At 69.9% G+C, this 19,844-nt stretch carries 17 protein-coding genes; 8 read left to right on the top strand and 9 right to left on the bottom strand.

Features of this window, described 5'->3' with window-relative positions; genetic code table 11:
* The first annotated feature begins 2 nt into the window (after positions 1-2).
* Positions 3-2,504, top strand: coding sequence for a valine--tRNA ligase (valS, locus tag SSMG_RS09555; protein ID WP_009075118.1), 2,502 nt, complete (start codon positions 3-5; stop codon positions 2,502-2,504).
* Here valS and dapF read toward each other — a convergent pair whose 3' ends face one another.
* Positions 2,505-3,332 carry a diaminopimelate epimerase gene (gene dapF, locus SSMG_RS09550; RefSeq protein WP_009075115.1) on the bottom strand — a complete coding sequence of 276 codons (828 nt, stop codon included), beginning with the start codon at positions 3,330-3,332 and terminating at the stop codon, positions 2,505-2,507.
* A 9-nt stretch (positions 3,333-3,341) separates the two neighbouring features.
* Entirely contained in the window at positions 3,342-4,262 is a 921-nt protein-coding gene (gene miaA / locus SSMG_RS09545; protein ID WP_009075114.1) for a tRNA (adenosine(37)-N6)-dimethylallyltransferase MiaA, read from the bottom strand.
* Positions 4,263-4,487: 225 nt separating this feature from the next.
* Between miaA and SSMG_RS09540 the strand changes: the two genes are divergently transcribed.
* The gene (locus SSMG_RS09540) at positions 4,488-5,801 is read left to right on the top strand and encodes a DUF349 domain-containing protein (protein ID WP_009075112.1); all 1,314 of its coding nucleotides are present in this window, start codon (positions 4,488-4,490) and stop codon (positions 5,799-5,801) included.
* A 117-nt stretch (positions 5,802-5,918) separates the two neighbouring features.
* Here SSMG_RS09540 and SSMG_RS09535 read toward each other — a convergent pair whose 3' ends face one another.
* Positions 5,919-6,395 (bottom strand): membrane protein, encoded by a 477-nt coding sequence (locus SSMG_RS09535; RefSeq protein ID WP_009075111.1) that lies wholly within the window; start codon positions 6,393-6,395, stop codon positions 5,919-5,921.
* The gene (gene miaB, locus SSMG_RS09530) at positions 6,392-7,873 is read right to left on the bottom strand and encodes a tRNA (N6-isopentenyl adenosine(37)-C2)-methylthiotransferase MiaB (protein ID WP_009075109.1); all 1,482 of its coding nucleotides are present in this window, start codon (positions 7,871-7,873) and stop codon (positions 6,392-6,394) included. Before miaB ends, SSMG_RS09535 begins: the two co-directional genes overlap by 4 nt.
* A 245-nt stretch (positions 7,874-8,118) precedes the next feature.
* Here miaB and SSMG_RS09525 point away from each other — a divergent pair, with 245 nt between their 5' ends.
* Together SSMG_RS09525 and SSMG_RS09520 are read left to right on the top strand one after the other, a co-directional pair.
* On the top strand, positions 8,119-8,835 hold the full coding sequence (locus SSMG_RS09525; RefSeq protein WP_037713102.1) for a heparin lyase I family protein: 717 nt from the start codon (positions 8,119-8,121) through the stop codon (positions 8,833-8,835).
* Between the two features lie 19 nt (positions 8,836-8,854).
* Positions 8,855-9,772, top strand: coding sequence for a TAXI family TRAP transporter solute-binding subunit (locus SSMG_RS09520; RefSeq protein WP_009075107.1), 918 nt, complete (start codon positions 8,855-8,857; stop codon positions 9,770-9,772).
* Here the strand turns inward: SSMG_RS09520 and SSMG_RS09515 are convergent.
* Together SSMG_RS09515 and SSMG_RS09510 are read right to left on the bottom strand one after the other, a co-directional pair.
* The gene (locus tag SSMG_RS09515; RefSeq protein ID WP_009075105.1) at positions 9,769-11,154 is read right to left on the bottom strand and encodes a HAMP domain-containing sensor histidine kinase; all 1,386 of its coding nucleotides are present in this window, start codon (positions 11,152-11,154) and stop codon (positions 9,769-9,771) included. The two genes, SSMG_RS09520 and SSMG_RS09515, sit on opposite strands and share 4 nt — an antisense overlap.
* A gap of 3 nt (positions 11,155-11,157) precedes the next feature.
* Complete coding sequence (locus tag SSMG_RS09510) at positions 11,158-11,826, bottom strand: response regulator transcription factor (protein WP_009075103.1); 669 nt, start codon at positions 11,824-11,826, stop codon at positions 11,158-11,160.
* 278 nt (positions 11,827-12,104) lie between these two features.
* Here SSMG_RS09510 and SSMG_RS09505 point away from each other — a divergent pair, with 278 nt between their 5' ends.
* The 4 genes from SSMG_RS09505 to SSMG_RS09490 all read left to right on the top strand — a co-directional run bounded on the left by SSMG_RS09505 (position 12,105) and on the right by SSMG_RS09490 (position 15,482).
* A complete protein-coding gene (locus SSMG_RS09505) occupies positions 12,105-12,833 on the top strand; it encodes an amino acid ABC transporter ATP-binding protein (RefSeq protein WP_199786198.1) in 729 nt (242 codons plus the stop codon).
* A gap of 130 nt (positions 12,834-12,963) precedes the next feature.
* Entirely contained in the window at positions 12,964-13,869 is a 906-nt protein-coding gene (locus tag SSMG_RS09500) for a glutamate ABC transporter substrate-binding protein (protein ID WP_009075099.1), read from the top strand.
* Between the two features lie 84 nt (positions 13,870-13,953).
* Positions 13,954-14,601 carry an amino acid ABC transporter permease gene (locus SSMG_RS09495; protein ID WP_009075097.1) on the top strand — a complete coding sequence of 216 codons (648 nt, stop codon included), beginning with the start codon at positions 13,954-13,956 and terminating at the stop codon, positions 14,599-14,601.
* The gene (locus SSMG_RS09490; protein WP_009075095.1) at positions 14,598-15,482 is read left to right on the top strand and encodes an amino acid ABC transporter permease; all 885 of its coding nucleotides are present in this window, start codon (positions 14,598-14,600) and stop codon (positions 15,480-15,482) included. Before SSMG_RS09495 ends, SSMG_RS09490 begins: the two co-directional genes overlap by 4 nt.
* Positions 15,483-15,546: 64 nt before the next feature.
* Here SSMG_RS09490 and SSMG_RS09485 read toward each other — a convergent pair whose 3' ends face one another.
* The 3 genes from SSMG_RS09485 to SSMG_RS09475 all read right to left on the bottom strand — a co-directional run bounded on the left by SSMG_RS09485 (position 15,547) and on the right by SSMG_RS09475 (position 19,814).
* The gene (locus SSMG_RS09485) at positions 15,547-15,903 is read right to left on the bottom strand and encodes a VOC family protein (protein WP_009075093.1); all 357 of its coding nucleotides are present in this window, start codon (positions 15,901-15,903) and stop codon (positions 15,547-15,549) included.
* 1,245 nt (positions 15,904-17,148) lie between these two features.
* Complete coding sequence (locus SSMG_RS09480) at positions 17,149-17,901, bottom strand: succinate dehydrogenase/fumarate reductase iron-sulfur subunit (protein WP_009075091.1); 753 nt, start codon at positions 17,899-17,901, stop codon at positions 17,149-17,151.
* Positions 17,898-19,814: a fumarate reductase/succinate dehydrogenase flavoprotein subunit gene (locus tag SSMG_RS09475; protein ID WP_009075089.1), complete on the bottom strand. Its 1,917-nt coding sequence runs from the start codon at positions 19,812-19,814 to the stop codon at positions 17,898-17,900. Before SSMG_RS09475 ends, SSMG_RS09480 begins: the two co-directional genes overlap by 4 nt.
* Positions 19,815-19,844: the final 30 nt, after the last annotated feature.

Genomic DNA, 19,844 nt, shown 5'->3' with positions numbered 1-19,844 from the left:
GCATGAACGAGAAGATCCCGCACAAAGTCGGCGTCGACGGCCTGACCGCCAAATGGGTACCGGTGTGGGAACGCGAAGGCGTATACCGGTTCGACCGGTCGCGCCCGGACGTCTACTCGATCGACACGCCGCCGCTGACCGCGAGCGGTTCGCTGCACATCGGGCACGTCTTCTCCTACACGCACACCGACGTTCTCGCGCGCTACCAGCGGATGCGCGGCCGTTCGGTCTTCTACCCGGTCGGCTGGGACGACAACGGCCTGCCCACCGAACGCCGCGTGCAGAACCACTTCGGCGTGCGCTGCGAGCCGTCGCTGCCCTACGACCTGTCCTTCGCTCCGCCGGAAAAGCCCGGCAAGAACGCGATTCCGGTGTCCCGGCGCAATTTCGTGGAACTGTGCCGCCAGCTGACCGAAACCGACGAGAAGGTGTTCGAGGAGGTCTGGCGGAGCATCGGGCTTTCGGTGGACTGGACGCTGGCGTACCAGACGATCGATCCGGCGACCACGGAGATCTCGCAGCGCGCGTTCCTGCGCAACCTCGCGCGCGGCGAGGCGTACCAATCCGAAGCCCCGACGCTGTGGGATGTCACCTTCCGCACCGCCGTCGCGCAGGCGGAACTGGAGGACCGCGAACGTCCGGGCGCGTATCACGACCTCGTGTTCACCGCCGGCGACGGCGCGGAGGTGCTCATCTCCACCACGCGGCCCGAATTGCTGCCCGCGTGCGTCGCACTGGTCGCGCATCCGGATGACGAGCGCTACCAAGGCCTTTTCGGGAAAACCGTGCGCACGCCGGTGTTCGGCGTCGAGGTTCCGGTGCACGCGCACCATCTCGCGGATCCGGAGAAGGGCACCGGCATCGCGATGGTCTGCACCTTCGGCGACACCACCGACGTCACCTGGTGGCGCGCGCTGCAGCTCGAAACGCGTCCGGTACTCGGCCGCGACGGCCGGTTCCGCTCGGAGCCGCCGCACGGCGTTCCGGCGGAGAAGTACGAACCCCTGGCGGGCAAGACTGTCCACACTGGACGCCAGATTGTGGTGGACCTCCTGCGGGAGGTGGGCGCCCTGCGCGGCGAGCCGAGGCCGATCACGCATCCGGTGAAGTTCTACGAAAAGGGCGACAAGCCGCTGGAAATCGTCACGAGCCGCCAGTGGTACCTGCGCAACGGCGGCCGCGACGACGCCCTGCGCGCGAAACTGCTGGAGCGCGGCGAGGAGCTGAACTGGGTCCCGCCGCACATGCGGGTCCGCTACCGCAGCTGGGTCGAGGGCCTGACCAGCGACTGGCTGGTCAGCCGCCAGCGGTTCTTCGGCGTGCCGATCCCGGTCTGGTACCCGCTGGACGCCGACGGCGAGCCGGACCACGACTCGGTGCTGACTCCCGAGGACGCGAGCCTGCCGGTGGACCCGAGCACCGACGTTCCGCCGGGCTACACCGAGGAACAGCGCGGCGTGCCGGGCGGGTTCGTCGCGGAGGCGGACGTGATGGACACCTGGGCGACGTCGTCTCTGACGCCGCAGATCGCCGGCCGCTGGAGCCTCGACGACGACCTGTTCCGCCGCGTGTTCCCGTTCTCGCTGCGGCCGCAGGCGCACGAGATCATCCGCACCTGGCTGTTCTCCACCGCGGTCCGCGCCGAACTGGAGGAAGGCGTGCTGCCGTGGCGCGACGCGGTGATCTCCGGCTGGGTGCTCGACCCGGACCGCAAGAAGATGTCGAAATCGGTCGGCAACGTCGTCACGCCGGCGGATCTCCTGGAGCGGCACGGTTCCGACGCGGTGCGCTACTGGGCGGCGAGCGCGCGGCCCGGCGTCGACACGGCGGTGGACGAAGGCCAGATGAAGGTCGGGCGACGGCTGGCGACGAAGCTGTTGAACGTGAGCAAATTCGTGCTCGGCCTCGGCGTCCCCAAGCCGGAATCGAGCGCGACCGAGCCGTTGGACCGGTCTGTGCTCGCTGCGCTGGCGAAGGTGATCGAGGAGGCCACCGCCGCGTTCGAAGCACTCGACCAGGCGCGTGCGTTGCAGGTGACCGAGACGTTCTTCTGGACGTTCTGCGACGACTACGTAGAGCTGGTCAAGGGCCGCGCGTACGGGGATCTCGGCGCGGAGGCGGCGGAATCGGCGCAGGTGGCGCTGCGGACGGTGCTGTCGGCATTGGTGCGGATGTTCGCGCCGGTGCTGCCGTTCGCCGCCGAGGAGATCTGGTCGTGGTGGCAGGAAGGTTCCGTGCACCAGGCGTCCTGGCCGACCGCGCCCGACGCGGACGGCGACGTCGCCTTGCTGCCGTTGGCCAGTTCCGTCATCGCCGCGGTGCGCCGGGCCAAGTCCGACGCGAAGGTGTCCATGCGGACCGCCATCGAGACGCTGTCGGTCACCGCTCCGGCGGACGTGCTCGAAGGCTTCGCCGGAATCGCCGAGGACGTCCGGACCGCCGGGGTGGTGAATTCCGTGGCCACCCAGGAGGGCGAGCTTTCGGTGGCGGTGACGATCAGCTGATCAAGCGCCCGCGGCGAGCCACCAGGCTTCGTCCAGCTCGCCGCGGGCCACGATCTCGGCCGGTCCGGTCAGCGTGGACTCGCCGCGCCCGACCGTGACCGACACCCGGCCGCCCGGGATGTCCACTGTGGACTCGCCGGTGTCCTTGCCCGCGAGGTGCAGAGAGGCGGCCACCGCGGCGACCGTGCCGGTGCCGCAGGCGCGCGTCTCCCCCACGCCGCGTTCGTGGACGCGCATCCGCAGCGCGCCCTCGCCGAGCACGTTGACGAACTCCAGGTTGACCCCGGCCGGGAAGAAGTCGTGGTCGAAATCGGGCTGGTCGCGCAGGTCGAGCCCGGCGATGTCGGTGTCGGTGACCGACACCAGGTGCGGGTTGCCGACGTTCACCGCGACCCCGGAAAACGGCTGCCCGGCCACCACGGTGACCGACGTGCCGGTGATCGCCGCCGGGCCCATCTGCACGGTGACCGAACGGTCCGGGTGCACGACGACCGGCCGGTCGCCCGCGCGGGTGCCGATGACGAACTCGCCCGCCTCGGCCAGTCCGGCGTCGACCAGGTAGCGCGCGAAAACGCGGGTGCCGTTGCCGCACATCTCGGCGATCGACCCGTCCGCGTTGCGGTAGTCCATGAACCACTCGCCGACGGATTCTTCGCCGATCGCCTTCGCCCGGACGACGCGCAGCACGCCGTCCGCGCCGATGCCCCGCTGCCGGTCGCACAGCGCCGCGACGCGCTCCGCCGTCAGGTCGAGGCGGCCGGCCGCGTCGGGCAGCAGCACGAAGTCGTTCTGCGTGCCGTGGCCCTTGAGGAATTCGATGCCGCCCATGCGTCCAGGCTACTGGTCGAGCGCGGCGAGGACCCGCGCGGCCAGGTCCGCCGATCCGCCGTCGAACCACTGGATCCGCTTGTCCCGGCGGAACCACGAACGCTGCCGCCGCACGAACCGGCGAGTGGCCTGCGCGGTCGCCGCCGCGGCCGCCGCGAAGTCGCCCTCGCCGTCCAGCTCGGCCAGCACCTGCTGGTAGCCCAGCGCCCGCGAAGCGGTTTTCCCGTCCCGCAGACCGCGTCCCAGCAACGCGCGCACCTCGTCCACGAGACCGGCCTCGAACATCCGCTCCACCCGCAGGTCGACGCGCTCGTCCAGCTCGGCGATCTCGCGGTCGATCCCGATCAGCACGGTGTCCCAGCGCGCCGGACCCGGTTTCGGCAGGTTCGCGGAGAACGGCTCGCCGGTGATCTCGATGACTTCCAGCGCGCGCACGATGCGGCGGGTGTTCGTGGGCAGGATCGCCGCCGCCGCGGCCGGGTCGCGCTCCCCCAGCCGGGTGTAGAGCGCGGCGGTGCCGAGTTCGGCCGCTTCTTCGTCGAGCCGTGCGCGCACCGCGGGATCGGTGCCGGGGAAACGGAGGTCGTCCAGGACCGCTTGCACGTACAGCCCCGAACCGCCGGTCAGCACCGGGACCCGGCCCGCGGCGAGAATCCGCTCGATCGTGCCGCGGGCGTCACGCTGATAGGCGGCGACCGACGCGGTCTCGGTCACGTCGAGTACGTCCAGCAGGTGGTGCGGGACCCCTCGCCGTTCCTCCGCCGTCGCTTTGGCGGTCCCGATGTCCATGCCCCGGTAGAGCTGGAGCGCGTCGGCGTTGACCACCTCGCCGTCCAGCGCCAGCGCGAGTTCGACGGCCAGCGCGGTCTTCCCGGTGGCGGTGGGGCCGACGACGGCCACCGGACGAGGCCGTTGAGCAGGGCTGATCACGCCGCAGAACGGTACCCGGCCGGGGCGGGACGCGGGCACGGAGCGTCAAGGAGAAGTAGGATCAACGCTTTCAGGCGGCTCACCCAGTACCACGGCGCGCGCTGAGCTGCTTGAATGCCGCTGGGGCCCCATGCCCCCGGCAGAGCACGACACCAGCGTAACCCGGCCCCGCTCCCGCGGCGGGGCGCCCGCAGCCGCGGGCGTACAGGCGATAAGGAGCCTGCGATGGCCCAGGAGAACACGTCCCCCGGCACCCCGGCGCCGCACCCGGTGCCGCACGCGCAGGGCGGCGGCCACGCCGCGCCTCCGGTGCCGCCCGCCGAGCCCAGCCCCGCCACCTGGGGCCGGATCGACGGGGAAGGCACCGTTTACGTCTTCACCGCCGACGGCGAACGCGAGGTCGGGGTCTGGCAGGCCGGCACGCCCGAGGAGGGCCTGCTGCACTACGCGCGCCGCTTCGACGACGTGCGCACCGAGGTCGAACTGCTCGAAACGCGGCTGAACTCCGGGGCGGGCGACCCGAAGCACGCTCTCTCCAGCGCCACCCAGATCCGCGACGGGCTCGGCGAGGCGGCCGTGGTCGGCGACCTCAAGGCTCTCGGCGCGCGGCTCGAGTACGTGATCGGGCTGGCGGAGAAGGCCCTGGTCCACGTCAAGCACGAGCGCGAGGAAGCCCGCGCGGCGGCCGTGGCGCGCAAGCAGGCGCTGGCCGACGAGGCGGAGAAGATCGCCGCCGAGTCCACCCAGTGGAAGGCCGCGGGCGACCGGCTGCGCGCGATCCTCGACGAGTGGAAGACGGTCAAGGGCGTCGACCGCAAGACCGACGACGAGCTGTGGAAGCGCTTCTCGAAGGCGCGCGAGGCGTTCAACCGCCGCCGCGGCTCGCACTTCGCCGAACTGGACAAGCAGCGGGCGAGCGCGAAGCAGCGCAAGGAAGAGCTGATCGCCGAGGCCGAGGCGCTGTCCGACTCGGACGACTGGGGAGCCACCGCGGGCCGGTACAAGGACCTGATGGCTGAGTGGAAGGCCGCCGGACGCGCGCCGAAGGACAGCGACGAGGCGCTGTGGCAGCGGTTCCGCGCGGCCCAGGACGCGTTCTTCGCCCGCCGCTCGGCGGTGTTCTCCGAGCGCGACGCGGAGTTCGCCGGCAACGCCCAGCGCAAGGAAGAACTGCTGGTCGAGGCCGAGAAGATCGACGTGGCGGCCAACCTCGAGGCGGCCAAGTCGGCGCTGCGCCGGATCCAGGAGCAGTGGGACGAGATCGGCAAGGTCCCGCGCGAGCGCATCCGCGAACTGGACGGACGGCTCAAAGCGGTGCAGGACGCGGTGAAGTCGGCCGAGGACAGCCGCTGGCGCCGCACCGACCCGGAGGCGCAGGCGCGCGCCGCGCAGTTCCGGGAGCGCGTCGAGCAGTTCGAATCGCAGGCCGCCAAGGCCCGCGCGGCCGGGGACGAGCGGCGGGCGAAGAAGGCCGAGGAGCAGGCCGCCCAGTGGCGGGAATGGATGGAGGCCGCGGAAGCCGCGGTCGCCGATCGCTGAGCTGAGCACTAAAAGGGCCGGTACCCGCGGGTACCGGCCCTTTTCAGGTCCGTGAAGGGAACCCTGAGGGACTCAGAGTCCGTGAGGGTTCCCCTCACGGACGTTTGCCGGAAGCGCTCAGTTGCGCGAGAAAGCCGTCCGCATCCACAGCGTCGCCAAGACGATCGTCGCGATCCACGCCACGATCATCCCGATGCCCGGACCGCCTCCGGCCGCTCCGCTGGCGTGCGCGGACTGCTGCGACCAGATCGCCAGCAGGCCGTCGACCGAGGCGAACCAGCCGCCCGCGGCGCAGCACCACGCGACCCACCAGCGGCGGGACACGAGCGCGACCGCGCCGATGAACAGGCCGACGCCGGTGGACGTCACGGCGAACAGCTGCGGGACCCCGCCCGCCTCGCCGGCCAGCGTTTCCCAGCCCGCGCGGCCCTGCGCCCACGGCAGGATCTGGGCCACCAGCAGCACGAACATCAGCACCGAGATGGTGAACCCGCGCCTGCCCAGCTCCACCGTGCGCGCGGCGCGGCGGCCCGCGTCGTCGATCTCGTCGCTCAGCCTGGGGTCGACCTCGGCCGGCGTTCCCGGTTCGCTCATCCTGCGCACCCGCTCACCGGGGCCGGCTGCGCCGCCGGGGCTCCGAAGCCCGGCAGTCCCAGGGTGACCCCGCTCGTCTTGGGCCGAAGACCGGCTTCGGCGTTGTCGCCCGCTCGCGTGCGGCGATGGGTCAGGAGGTCGCCGTCGGCGACGAGGTGATGCGGCGCGCCGTAGCTGATCACCGTCTCCACGACGTCGCCCGGGCGGACCGAGCGGTCGACGGCCGAGCCGGTCGGCGTGAAGTGCACCAGCCTGCCGTCACGGGCGCGCCCGCTCATCCGGTGCGTCTCCGCGTCCTTGCGTCCCTCGCCCGCGGCGACCAGCAGTTCGACCCGGCGGCCGACCAGCTTCCGATTCTCTTCCCAGGAGATCTCGTTCTGCAGCTCGACCAGCCGGTCGTAGCGTTCCTGCACGACCTCCTTCGGCAGCTGCTCCGCCATCTCCGCGGCGGGCGTGCCGGGACGCTTCGAGTACTGGAACGTGAACGCGCTGGAGAACCGCGCGGCGCGGACGACGTCGAGCGTCGCCTGGAAATCTTCCTCGGTCTCGCCGGGGAAGCCGACGATGATGTCGGTGGTGATCGCGGCGTCCGGCATCGCGGCGCGCACCTCGTCGAGGATGTTCAGGAACCGCGCGGACCGGTACGACCGGCGCATCTCGCGCAGCACCCGGTCCGAACCGGACTGCAGCGGCATGTGCAGCTGGTGGCAGACATTCGGGGTCTCGGCCATCGCGTCGATCACGTCCGAGGTGAACGCGGCCGGATGCGGCGAGGTGAACCGCACGCGCTCCAGCCCGTCGATCCCGCCGGTCGCGCGCAGCAGCTTGCCGAACGCGAGCCGGTCGCCGAACTCGACGCCGTAGGAGTTCACGTTCTGGCCCAGCAGGGTCACTTCGAGCACGCCCTCGGCGACCAGCGCCTCGACCTCCGCGAGGATCTCTCCGGGACGACGGTCGCGCTCCTTGCCGCGCAGCGACGGCACGATGCAGAACGTGCAGGTGTTGTTGCAGCCGACCGAAACCGACACCCAGCTCGCGTAGGACGATTCGCGGCGCGCGGGCAGCGTGGACGGGAACGTCTCGAGCGATTCGAGGATCTCGACCTCGGCCTCGGCGTTGTGCCGCGCGCGCTCCAGCAGCGTCGGCAGCGAGCCGATGTTGTGCGTCCCGAAGACGACGTCGACCCACGGCGCGCGCTTGACGATGTCGCCGCGGTCCTTCTGCGCGAGACAGCCGCCGACCGCGATCTGCATGTCCGGATTGGCGACCTTGTCCGGGCGGAGGTGCCCGAGGGTGCCGTAGAGCTTGTTGTCCGCGTTCTCCCGCACGGCGCAGGTGTTGAACACGACCAGATCCGGCTTCGCCTGCCCGGCGGCGGGGACGTAACCCGCTTCCTCGAGCTGTCCGGCGAGCCGTTCGGAGTCGTGCACGTTCATCTGGCACCCGAACGTGCGGATCTGGTACGTTTTCGCGTTCATCGCCGTCCAGCCTAAACCCCGCCGCCCGCGCCGGACCCGGCACCCGCCCGGCGGACGCAATGCGGCGGTATCCGCGACGCGCCTCGCTCCGCATTCCGCTAATCGGGAAATGTGCCGTTGACCGGGAACGGAAATGCACCGGAACGGCCAACCGGTACAATTTTCTCTATTGTATTCCACGCCCTCCCGAAGATAAGATCGTCGCCATTGTTTCCGAATCGGACCGCCGCCGCTCTGGAGGAAATGTGCGCAAGGTTTTCGCCTGCTCCGCGGCCGCTGTCGCGAGCGCGCTCGTCGCCGCCGCCGCGCTGGCGGCCGCCCCGGTCTCCGCGCAACCGGTCCCGCAGTCCGTCACCTGGTCGGCCGACCCCGCGGACGGCGTCGGGGCGTTCAACTCGATCCAGTGCGCCGACGGCCACTTCAAGACCGCGACCGACTCCGCGAAGGGCAAGGTGTGGGTCGCCGAGCAGCTCGCCCAGGAGGAACGCTGCGAGGCGGTCGGCCCCGACCTCGCCGCGGGCAAGACCTTCTATCTCGGCTGGTCGTCGAAGTACCGCATCACCGACTCCACCAGCCGTTACGTGTTCCAGCTGAAATGCAGCCCGAGCGACGGCACTGCGAACCATCCGATCGTCCTCAAGATCTCCGGCGGCAGGCTCCAGCTGGAGGACTGGACGACCGACCACACCAGCGTCAAGCTCTGGGACGCGCCGGTCTCGAACGACCAGTGGCACGACATCGCCTTCCGGATCTCGACCGACCGCACCAAGGGCACGATCCAGTTCTGGTTCGACGGCAAGCGGCAGACGTTCTCCGACGGGTCGGCCACCTACACCGGCACCACGATCGACGGCACGCGCAACTACCTGAAGTGGGGCGTCTACCACCAGGCCGACCAGACGGCGACGCAGTGGCTCACCAAGATCCGGATGGGCGGCAGCCTGGCCGACGTCACCGGCTGACCTCTGGCACCATCGCTGCATGCGATGGAGGCTGACGGCGGCGCTGGCAGTGCTCATGGTGCTGCTGAGCGGGTGCGGGCCGAGCTTCGCGAACCTGCACCTGCGCGTCGCGGCCGGGTCGGTGGGCGGCGTCTACCACGACCTCGCCGGGCCGCTGGCGGCGGCGTGGGCGGGCGAACTCGGCATCGAAACGCCCGAGGTGCTCGCCACCCAGGGGTCGCGCGACAACCTCAACCGAGTGCTTTCCGGGGGCGCGGACGTCGCGTTCGTCGCCGCGGACCTGGCCGCGGACGCGGCGGCCGCGCACCCCGGCAAGCTCGCCGCGCTGGCCCGCATCCACGACGACTACCTGCACATCGTCGTCCGCAAGGATTCGCCGTACACCTCGGTGTCGATGCTGCGCGGCCGCCACATCGCGGTCGGCTCGCCGGAATCGGGCGTCGAGTACATCGCCGACCGGGTGCTGCAGGTCGCCGGGCTGAAAAGCTCGGTCTCGGTGAACCAGCTGAGCCTGGAGGAGTCGCTCACCGCGCTGGCGGACCGCAGGATCGACGCGATGTTCTGGTCCGGCGGGCTGCCGACGCCGCTCATCACCGAGTACAACCGCAAGGTCGGCCTGCGGCTGCTCGACATGTCCAGCCTGATGCCGGGCATGCAGCGGTTCAGCCCGGTGTACGGCACCGCGACCATCCCCGGCAGCACCTACGACCAGCCCGGTCCGGTCACCACGCTGGTGGTGCCGAACTTCCTGGTCGTGCCCACCTCGATGTCGGCCGACGTCGCCGAAGCGCTCACGAAGGGCCTGTACGACGCCCGCCCGCGGCTCGCGGCGGTCAACCGGGCGGCGCTGTCGATAGACGTGCACCCGGGCATCGAGACCGCTCCGCTGCCGCTGCATCCCGGCGCGCGGGCGTATTACCGCGCGGAGAAGGTCTAGCGCGCGACCGGGAAGTCCATCGCGACGCACAATCCGCCGCCATCGGGCAGCGACAGCTGGATCTCCCCGCCGGAATGCCGGACGATCTCGGTCACGATCGCCAGCCCCAGCCCCGACCCGGGCACGTTCTGGTGCGCCGTGCTCCGCCAGAACCGGTCCGCGGCCCGCTCCAGTTCGTCCTCCCGCAGCCCGGGGCCGTGGTCGCGGACCGAGACCGTCACGCGGTCCCCGGCCACGCTCGCGGCCACCTCGACGGAAGTACCGGAAGGGCTGAACTTGAGCGCGTTGTCCAGCAACGCGTCGAGCACGACCTCCAGCCCGCGCGGAGGCACGAGCACCCGCGCGCCGTCGACGTCCACCGCGCTCTCCAGCGAGACCTCGCGAGCCGCCCCGACCACCGACCAGTCGGCGACGCGATCGGCGATCACCTCGGCGAGATCCTCGGACACCAGCTCGCCGCCCGCGGCTTCCGCACGGGCCATCGACAACAGCTCGTCGAGGATCTGGTTCAGCCGTTTGGCGTCCACCTGCGCGGCTTCGAGATCGGCCGCGGCGGTTTCGTCGGTCACCTGGCCGTCGAGATTGCCCAGCCGGATCTTCAACGCGGTCAACGGATTGCGCAGCTGGTGCGAGGCGTCGGCGACGAACGCGCGCTGCGCGGCCAGCGCTTCCGACACGCTCGCCGCCATCCGGTCGAACGACCGCCCCAGCTGCCGCAGCTCCGGCGGGCCGCCGCTCTCCCCCACCGGCTCCGCCTCCCGGCCGCTGACCACGGACGCGACCAGCGCGCCCGTCGCCTCGTCCAGCCGCCGGACCGGACGCAGCGTCCAGCGCACCACCGGCAGCGCGACGAGCAGCGCGAGCCCGAACGCGACCAGCGCGCACGCGGCCAGCAGCAGCCACTGCCACAGCAGCTGGGTGCGGACGTGGTCGGTCGCGGACTCCGTCACGACCGCGCCGCGCACCTCGCCGTCGATCAGGATCGGCTCGGCCAGCACCAGCGGTTTGGTCGCCCACGGCATCAGCAGCGGCCCGGCCTCGGGCGGACGGGCGGCGAGCGCCTCGTTCACCGGCACCCGGATCGCGTCCCGGTCGACGGAGCCGCTCGCCGAGCTCAGCACCGGGTCGCCGTCCTGGTTCACCACGACCACTTTCACGCCGTACACCTCGGTGTACCGGCGCAGTTCCGGTTCCAGCAGGCCGAGCTGGTTGTCCAGCAGCGGACGCTGGGCCAGCGAGGCGAACCGCGAGGTGTCGGTGAGCCGGTCGAGGAAGAGCTTCTGCTGGAGGCTGCTCGCGAGGCTCAGCGCGAGCGGGATGCCGAGCCCGAACACCAGCAGCGCGACGAGCGTGACGACGATGCCCTGCAGCCGGACGCGCACCGGTCAGTCCCGTCCGCTGCCCAGCCGGTAGCCGACCCCGCGGACCGTCTCGATCAGCGCCGGACGGCCGAGCTTGGTGCGCAGGGTCGCGACGTGCACGTCCAGCGAACGGCTCTCCGCCGCGCCGCGGTGCCCCCACACCTCGTTCAGCACCTGCTCGCGCGAGCAGACCGCGCCGCCCGCCGCAGCGACCAGCGCGAGCACCTGGAACTCCTTGCGGGACAAGGCGATCGGCTCGCCGGCCACCAGCACCTCGTGCCGGGAGAGGTCGATCCGGACGTCGCCGACCTCCACCACCGGCACGGACGGCGCGGGCCGTTCGACGCGCCGCCGCCGCACCGCCTCGACCCGCGCGAGCAGTTCCTCCACGTCGTAGGGCTTGACCAGGTAGTCGTCGGCGCCGGCGCGCAGGCCGTGCACCCGGTCGTTCACCTCGCCGCGCGCGGACACGACGATCACCGCGACGTCGCTGACCGCCCGGATCTGCCGGCAGAGCACCACGCCGTCGACGTCGGGAAGGCCCAGGTCGAGCAGGATCACGTCGACGTCGTGGACCCGGTCGAGCACCCCGGCCCCGGACGGCAGCCGCTGCATGGCGAGCCCGCGGCGGACCAGGGCGGGCACGAGCGCCCCGGCGACCCGGTCGTCGTCTTCCACCAGCAGCACGCGCACGCTTGCTCCTCCCGGTGATCCAGACCACGGTAGCCGGACTCTAAGGCGCCACGCCCGCGGACACGGTGCGTGGCGGCGGCCACAGTCCCGACTAGGCTGAACGCAGCCACGACGGCCGCATCCGATACATAGTTGAAACCCTAAGTATTGCTCAAGCCGTCTTTACAAGAGATGTCCCGGTAGTAGGTTTCCGCAAGCGTTGCGGAACCCCGGTTCCGCGGACGCCGCTGACCAACGGAGCTCTGGAGGCCACGATGACCACCGAGGTGGCGACGCCGATGATCAAGGCGGCCGCCGTGAACAAGTACTTCGGCGATCTGCACGTGCTGCGCGAGATCACGCTCGAGGTGCCGCGCGGCCAGGTCGTCGTCGTGCTCGGGCCGTCCGGGTCGGGCAAGTCGACGCTGTGCCGCGCGATCAACCGGCTCGAGCCGATCAACTCCGGCGAGATCGCCGTGGACGGCGTGCCGCTGCCCGCCGAGGGCAAGGCGCTCGCCGCGCTGCGCGCCGACGTCGGCATGGTCTTCCAGCAGTTCAACCTCTTCGCGCACAAGACGATCCTCGAGAACGTCATGCTCGCGCCGGTGAAGGTGCGCCGGACCGCGCAGGCGGAGGCCCGCAAGACCGCGATGGAGCTGCTCGAGCGCGTCGGCATCGCGAACCAGGCCGACAAGTACCCGGCCCAGCTGTCCGGCGGCCAGCAGCAGCGCGTGGCGATCGCCCGCGCGCTCGCGATGAAGCCCAAGGTGATGCTCTTCGACGAGCCGACCTCGGCGCTGGACCCGGAAATGGTCCAGGAGGTGCTGGACGTGATGACCGGCCTGGCGAAGGACGGCATGACGATGCTCGTGGTCACGCACGAGATGGGCTTCGCCCGCCGCGCCGCCGACCGCGTGATCTTCATGGCCGATGGCGAGATCGTCGAGGACACGACGCCGGAGGAGTTCTTCACCAAGCCGAAGTCCGACCGCGCCAAGGACTTCCTCGGCAAGATCCTGACCCACTGACCCGTTCGGGGGAATCCCCCGGCGCCCCGAGCCCGAGGTGGCTGTAATCGGCCGTGTCCGACGGCCGGACCCCGACCGGCACCGACGTTCCCGGACAGATGTTTCCCGGACAGATATTGGAGAGACTGACATGAGGATCCGCACCCTCGCGGCCGCCCTGCTCGCCGGCGGGCTGCTGCTCACGGCCTGCGGCAAGGAAGGCGCCCCGACCGGCTCCGGCGGCGACGCCAACACGAACACCGCCGCCCTGCCGACCTACGAGGTCGCCAAGGACGTCAAGCTCGACGGCTCGCCGATCTTCGCGAAGATCAAGTCCGCGGGCACCATCACCATCGGCGTCAAGGACGACCAGCCCGAGCTGGGCCAGAAGGACCCGAAGACCGGCAAGTTCCAGGGCTTCGACATCGAGATCGCCCGGATGGTCGCGGCGGGCCTCGGCATCAGCGAGGACAAGATCAAGTACACGACGGTCGACTCGGGCGCCCGCGAGCAGGCCATCTCCAACGGCCAGGTCGACCTCTACGTCGGCACCTACACGATCAACGACAAGCGCAAGAAGCTCGTGTCGTTCGCCGGCCCGTACTTCCAGGCCGGGCAGGACCTGCTGGTGCGCAAGGACGACACCTCGATCACCGGCCCGGAGACCCTGAAGGGCAAGAAGGTCTGCTCGGTCACCGGGTCGACCCCGATCCAGCGCGTGCGCGAGCAGAAGCTGACCGACCAGATCGTCGAGTTCCAGAAGTACTCGCAGTGCGTGGAGAAGCTGACCACGAAGGACGTCGACGCGGTCACCACCGACGACGCGATCCTCAAGGGCTACGCGGCGCAGGACCCGGACAGCTTCAAGGTCGTCGGCAAGCCGTTCTCGAAGGAGCCCTACGGCATCGGCCTGAACAAGGACGACAAGGTGCTGCGCGACAAGATCGACGACCTGCTGCAGGCCGCCGAGACCAACGGCACCTGGAAGAAGATCTACGACGCGACCCTCGGCAAGTCCGGCGCGCCCGCGACGCCGCCGGCCATCGAGCGGTACTGACCTGATCCGGCGGCCGGTGGGCGAAGCTTTCGCCCACCGGCCGCCGTACACCCACTATCGGCACACGGACGCGGGGAAGGCTCCATGGACGTCCTGCTCGACAATCTGGACCTCTTCGGTCCGTTCTTTCTCACCACGATCGAACTGTTCCTGATCGCGGGGGCGTGCAGCCTGGTGCTGGGCACGATCCTCGCCATGCTGCGGGTGAGCCCGGTCCCGGTGCTGCGCGCGATCGGCACGACGTACGTGACCGTCCTGCGCAACACGCCGCTGACGCTGGTGTTCGCGTTCCTCGTGTTCGCCTACCCGCTGCTCGACATCGTCAAGATCGACTACTTCCCGACCGCCGCGGTGGCGCTGACGATCTACACGTCCGCGTTCATCTGCGAGGTCGTGCGCTCCGGCATCAACACGGTGCCGCTCGGCCAGGCCGAGGCGGGCCGCGCGCTGGGCCTGTCCTCCGGGCAGATCCTCGGCGGCATCGTCCTCCCGCAGGCGCTGCGGTCGGTCGTGCCGCCGCTCGTCAGCATGCTCATCGCGCTGCTGAAGAACACCACGATCGCCAGCGGGTTCTCGGTCGCCGAGGCCGGCGCGATCCGGCAGTACGTGTCCGAGCGCGGCGACAACCAGATGATCGCGCTGCTGTGGGTGGCACTCGGCTTCATCATCCTCGTGTCGGTGCTGTCGCTGGTGCAGCGCAGCCTGGAGAAGCGCTGGAGCGTGGCCCGATGAGCACGGTTCTTTTCGACACTCCCGGCCCGAAAGCGCGGATGCGGCACCGGCTCTACGCGGTGCTGGGCATCGTCGTGGTAGCCGCGCTGATCGCGTTCATCGTCTACCGTTTCATCGACAGCGGCCAGTTCGCCGGCCGCAAATGGGAGTGGCTGCAGTACGCCCAGGTCCAGAGCGACCTCGCGAACGCCGTCCTGGCGACCGTGAAGGCCTTCGCGCTGGGCGCAGTGCTGGCCATCGTGTTCGGCGCGGTGTTCGCCGCCGGACGGCTGTCCGACCACGCGTGGGTGCGCGGGGTCTGCACGTTCGTGGTGGAGTTCTTCCGCGCGATCCCGCTGCTGATCCTGATGTTCCTGTTCTACTACGGCCTCCCGACCCTCGGCGTGGACACGTCGCCGCTGTTCGCGGTCGTGCTCGGCCTGACGCTGTACAACGGCTCGGTGCTGGCGGAGGTGTTCCGCGCGGGCATCCTGGCCCTGCCGAAGGGCCAGAGCGAAGCCGCGTACGCGCTCGGCATGCGCAAGACCCAGGTGATGTTCACGGTCCTGCTGCCGCAGGCGCTGCGCGCGATGCTGCCGACGATCATCAGCCAGCTGGTGGTGCTGCTCAAGGACACCGCGCTCGGCTTCCTCGTGACGTACCCGGAGCTGCTGTACTACGCCCGCTACATCGGCAGCCAGGGCGCCTTCGGCCGTCCGATCGTCCCGTCGACCCTCGTGGCCGCCGCGATCTACATCGCGATGTGCCTCCTGCTGACCGCGCTCGCGACTTACCTGGAGCGGCGCAACCGGCGCAGCAAGAAGCACCTCGACACCGGTGCCAAGGACGCGGCGGAACTCACTACCGCGGCTACGGGCGGGGTGCGCGGAGGGCCGTTCTGACGGTCTCTTGTTTCGCTTGAAGCCCCTGGCGCTGCTTTCTTTGCGGCGCTGGGGGTTTCTTGTTTTATGCGCTTGTTCCGTGTGCGGTCGGATGACGCGGCTGGTACAGGGGCAGAGCGGTGCCGCTGGGGAGGCGGATCGACACTCGCTTGCCCCATGCCGCTGTGATGGCCTCTCCGTCCACCTCGGCTCCCTTCTCGGTCAGGTGGCGGACTGTTTCGTCCAGGTCGTCGCACATCAGGTAGAACTCTTGCTGTGGCGTCCCTTCGGTCGGGTGCACCGCGAGTTCCGTTGGGGGCAAACGGAAAATGAGCCAGCCGTCGCCCGCGTCGACGTGGCCTAGCTCTAGTACGTCCCTGAGGAACTCGCGGTCCGCTGCTGCGTTGTTGCTGTAGAGGATCACGTGGGCGCCGGTGATCATGGTTGCCTGTCCTTCCGGAAGTCCTTTGTGTACAAGGAAATCGCTTCTTCGTGCGATCGAGCCGATCGAGTGATGCCGTCCGGTCGCTGGTCCTGCTAATGTTGATCTCATTGAAGTAAGTCCATCGCAGGTGATGTGAGCCCACGAGCGTTCTCGTAGCGGCCGTCGCGATTTTCCTTCTCTCTCAGTGCGTTTGGCCAGCGCACTGGTCGGCGTGGTCGCGCCTGCGCGCGGTGAGATCGCGCTGCCAGAACACGGAAATCGCGGCGTCCCGCGCGGACGATCGCCGCCGAGGTCAAGCCGCCCGGATCTCCCCGGCGACCCGCCGTCACGACCAGGTTCATCAGACAAGGAGGACCGCCTATTGCCCACCCACAACTGAATACGCCCGCCGCGCATGCGTGCGCAGGCCCGTGCCCGGCGAGGGAACTGGTCCGCTGCCCGCGAACGAGCTGGCCCGCCGCTCGCCAGGGCAAGGCCATCGCCATCGGCAAGCAGGCCCACGTCTCGCGAACATGCGAGCCACCTCGCATGACGAAGCAGGCCCACCGCCCGCAAGCAACCAGGCCTGCCTTCCGCGGACGAGCCAGCCCGCCGTCGGCCAAGCCCAGGCTCGCCGTCTCCGCAGGAGCGGACTCGCCATGGACGTGAGCCAGGCCCAACGTCGGCGAACGAGCAGGCCCGCACCGGCAAACTCCACGCCCACTCCGCGGGGAGGCGGAGGCTCGCCATCGGCGAAAGCCCAGGCCAGCCGTCGATGACCGAGCAGCCCGCCGTCGGCGAAAGCCCGGGCCCACCGCTCGCGACCGAGCCAGCCCGTCGCTCGCAAGGGCAAGGCCATCGGTCACAAGGCAAGCCATCGCCACGGGCAATCGGGCCCACGTCTCGCGAACATGCGGGCCACCTCGCATGGTGAAGCAGGCCCACCGCCCGCAAGCAACCTGGCCCGCCTCCCGCGAACGAGCCAGCGCGCCGTCGGCGAAAGCCCACGCCAGCCGTCGACGACCGAGCAGCCCGCCGTCGGCGAACACCCGGGCCCACCGCTCGCGACCGAGCCAGCCCATCGCTCGCAAGGGCAAAGCCGGTGCCACGGCCAAGCAGGCCCGCGTCCCGCAACCATGCGAAACCACCCCGCACGACGAAGCAGGCCCGCCACCCGCAAGCACCCAGGCCCGCCACCCGCGAACGGGCAAGCCCGCGGCCCTCACACCACCAGGTCCGCGACCCCGGCCGCCCCAGCGGACGTCACCGGTTCCGGCGGAACAGCTTGTCCCCCAGCCAGACGATCGGGTCGTACTTGCGGTCGGCGACGCGTTCCTTCATCGGGATCAGCGCGTTGTCGGTGATGTGGATGCCTTCCGGGCACACCTCGGTGCAGCATTTGGTGATGTTGCAGAACCCGAGCCCGTGCTCGTCCTGCGCGGCGTCTCGGCGGTCGGCGACGTCCAGCGGATGCATCTCCAGCTCGGCGATCCGCATGAGGTAGCGAGGGCCGGCGAAAGCCTCCTTGTTCTCCTCGTGGTCGCGCACGACGTGGCAGGTGTTCTGGCACAGGTAGCACTCGATGCACTTGCGGAACTCCTGCGAGCGCTCGACGTCCACCTGCTGCATCCGGTACTCGCCGGGCTTCAAGCCCTCCGGCGGGGTGAAGGACGGGATCTCGCGCGCCTTCGTGTAGTTGAACGACACGTCGGTGACGAGGTCGCGGATCACCGGGAAGGTGCGCATCGGCGTGACCGTCACGACCTCGGCCTCGGTGAACGTCGACATGCGCGTCATGCACAGCAGCCGCGGCCTGCCGTTGATCTCCGCCGAGCAGGAGCCGCATTTGCCTGCCTTGCAGTTCCAGCGCACCGCGAGATCCGCGGCCTGGGTGGCCTGCAGCCGGTGGATGATGTCGAGCACGACCTCGCCCTCGTTCACCTCGACGGTGAAGTCCTGCAGGTCGCCGCCGGTCGCGTCGCCTCGCCACACGCGGAACTTCGCCTGGTAGCTCACGCGGTCCTCCCGGGGTGGGTCTCCAGCTCGGCGTCGGTGAAGTACTTGCCCAGCTCGTCGAGTTCGAACAGCTCGAGCAGGTCCGGGCGCATCGGCGCCTGTTCCTTCACCGCCACGTCGACGTCCGGCACCAGCGGGTTGTCGCCCGGCCGCGCGGAGCAGACGAGCAGCCGGTGCCGCCATTCCGCGTCCATCGACGGATAGTCGTCGCGGGTGTGGCCGCCGCGGCTTTCCGTGCGGGTCAGCGCCGCACGGGCGACGCATTCGCTCACCAGGAGCATGTTCCGCAGGTCGAGCGCGAGGTGCCAGCCGGGGTTGAACTGCCGGTGGCCCTCCACCGTCACCTGCCGCACCCGGCCGCGGATTTCCGCGAGTTTTTCCAGCGCCTGCCGGATCTCCCCGGCCTTGCGGATGATGCCGACGAGATCGTTCATCGACTGCTGCAACTCGGTGTGCAGCGTGTACGGATTCTCCGGCGTGCCGTCAGCGGGCGGGTTGAACGGTTCGAGCGCCATCGCGGCCGCGGTGTCCACATCGGACTGCGAAACCGCGGGCCGGTCCTTGAGTCCGTCCACATAGGACGCCGCACCCAGCCCGGCCCGCCTGCCGAACACGAGCAGGTCCGACAGCGAGTTGCCGCCGAGCCGGTTCGACCCGTGCATGCCGCCGGAACACTCGCCCGCGGCGAACAGGCCGGGCACGCTCGCCGCGCCGGTGTCCGGGTCGACCTCCACGCCGCCCATCACGTAGTGACAGGTCGGGCCGACCTCCATGGCCTCCTTGGTGATGTCGACGTCGGCGAGTTCCTTGAACTGGTGGTACATCGACGGCAGCCGCCGCTGGATCTCCTCGGCGGGCAGCCGGCTCGCGATGTCGAGGAAAACGCCTCCGTGCGGGGACCCGCGCCCCTCCTTGACCTCGGAGTTGATCGCCCGCGCCACCTCGTCGCGCGGCAGCAGGTCCGGCGTGCGGCGGTTGTTCTCCTGGTCGGTGTACCAGCGGTCGGCTTCGTCCTCGCTGTCCGCGTACTGGCCCTTGAACACCTCGGGCACGTACTCGAACATGAACCGCTTGTCCTCGGAGTTCTTGAGCACCCCGCCGTCGCCGCGCACGCCCTCAGTGACGAGAATGCCCTTGACGCTCGGCGGCCACACCATCCCAGTCGGATGGAACTGCACGAACTCCATGTTGATCAGCTTCGCGCCGGCACGAAGGGCCAGCGCGTGCCCGTCGCCGGTGTACTCCCACGAATTCGACGTCACCTTGAACGATTTGCCGATGCCGCCCGTCGCGAGCACCACCGCAGGCGCCTCGAACAACACGAACCGACCGCTCTCGCGCCAATAACCGAACGCGCCCGCGATCGCGCCGTTGTCCAGCAGCAGCTCGGTGACTGTGCACTCGGCGAAAACCTTGATCCGCGCCTCGTAGTCGCCGTACTTCTTGAAGTCTTCCTGTTGCAGCGAAACGATCTTCTGCTGCATAGTGCGGATCAGCTCGAGCCCGGTCCGGTCGCCGACGTGCGCGAGCCGCGGATACGTGTGCCCGCCGAAGTTGCGCTGGCTGATCCGCCCGTCCGCGGTGCGGTCGAAGAGCGCGCCGTACGTCTCCAGCTCCCAGACGCGGTCCGGCGCTTCCCGGGCGTGCAGCTCGGCCATGCGCCAGTTGTTGAGGAATTTCCCGCCGCGCATGGTGTCGCGGAAGTGCACCTGCCAGTTGTCGTTCGAGTTCGCGTTGCCCATCGACGCCGCGCAGCCGCCCTCGGCCATCACCGTGTGCGCTTTGCCAAACAGGGATTTGCACACCACCGCGACGCTGAAACCGCGTTCGCGCGCTTCGATCACCGCGCGCAGACCGGCGCCGCCGGCACCGATCACCACCACGTCGTAGCTGTGCCGTTCGACCTCGGTCATGGAATAAGCCACCTCACGAGCTGGGGAGAA

Source organism: Streptomyces sp. AA4 (assembly GCF_000158875.1).
GTDB lineage: Bacteria > Actinomycetota > Actinomycetes > Mycobacteriales > Pseudonocardiaceae > Amycolatopsis.
The sequence above is the reverse complement of the archived record's forward strand: the minus strand, read 5'-3'. Positions and strand labels throughout refer to the sequence as shown.

Excerpts from the sequence above, each read along its gene's own strand:
- SSMG_RS09540 (WP_009075112.1), top strand. The coding sequence starts at position 4,488 with ATGGCCCAGGAGAACACGTCCCCCGGCACCCCGGCGCCGCACCCGGTG.
- SSMG_RS09505 (WP_199786198.1), top strand. The coding sequence starts at position 12,105 with ATGATCAAGGCGGCCGCCGTGAACAAGTACTTCGGCGATCTGCACGTG.
- dapF (WP_009075115.1), bottom strand. The coding sequence starts at position 3,332 with ATGGGCGGCATCGAATTCCTCAAGGGCCACGGCACGCAGAACGACTTC.
- SSMG_RS09495 (WP_009075097.1), top strand. The coding sequence starts at position 13,954 with ATGGACGTCCTGCTCGACAATCTGGACCTCTTCGGTCCGTTCTTTCTC.
- valS (WP_009075118.1), top strand. The coding sequence starts at position 3 with ATGAACGAGAAGATCCCGCACAAAGTCGGCGTCGACGGCCTGACCGCC.
- SSMG_RS09500 (WP_009075099.1), top strand. The coding sequence starts at position 12,964 with ATGAGGATCCGCACCCTCGCGGCCGCCCTGCTCGCCGGCGGGCTGCTG.
- SSMG_RS09535 (WP_009075111.1), bottom strand. The coding sequence starts at position 6,395 with ATGAGCGAACCGGGAACGCCGGCCGAGGTCGACCCCAGGCTGAGCGAC.
- miaB (WP_009075109.1), bottom strand. The coding sequence starts at position 7,873 with ATGAACGCGAAAACGTACCAGATCCGCACGTTCGGGTGCCAGATGAAC.
- SSMG_RS09485 (WP_009075093.1), bottom strand. The coding sequence starts at position 15,903 with ATGATCACCGGCGCCCACGTGATCCTCTACAGCAACAACGCAGCAGCG.
- SSMG_RS09490 (WP_009075095.1), top strand. The coding sequence starts at position 14,598 with ATGAGCACGGTTCTTTTCGACACTCCCGGCCCGAAAGCGCGGATGCGG.
- SSMG_RS09520 (WP_009075107.1), top strand. The coding sequence starts at position 8,855 with ATGCGATGGAGGCTGACGGCGGCGCTGGCAGTGCTCATGGTGCTGCTG.
- SSMG_RS09475 (WP_009075089.1), bottom strand. The coding sequence starts at position 19,814 with ATGACCGAGGTCGAACGGCACAGCTACGACGTGGTGGTGATCGGTGCC.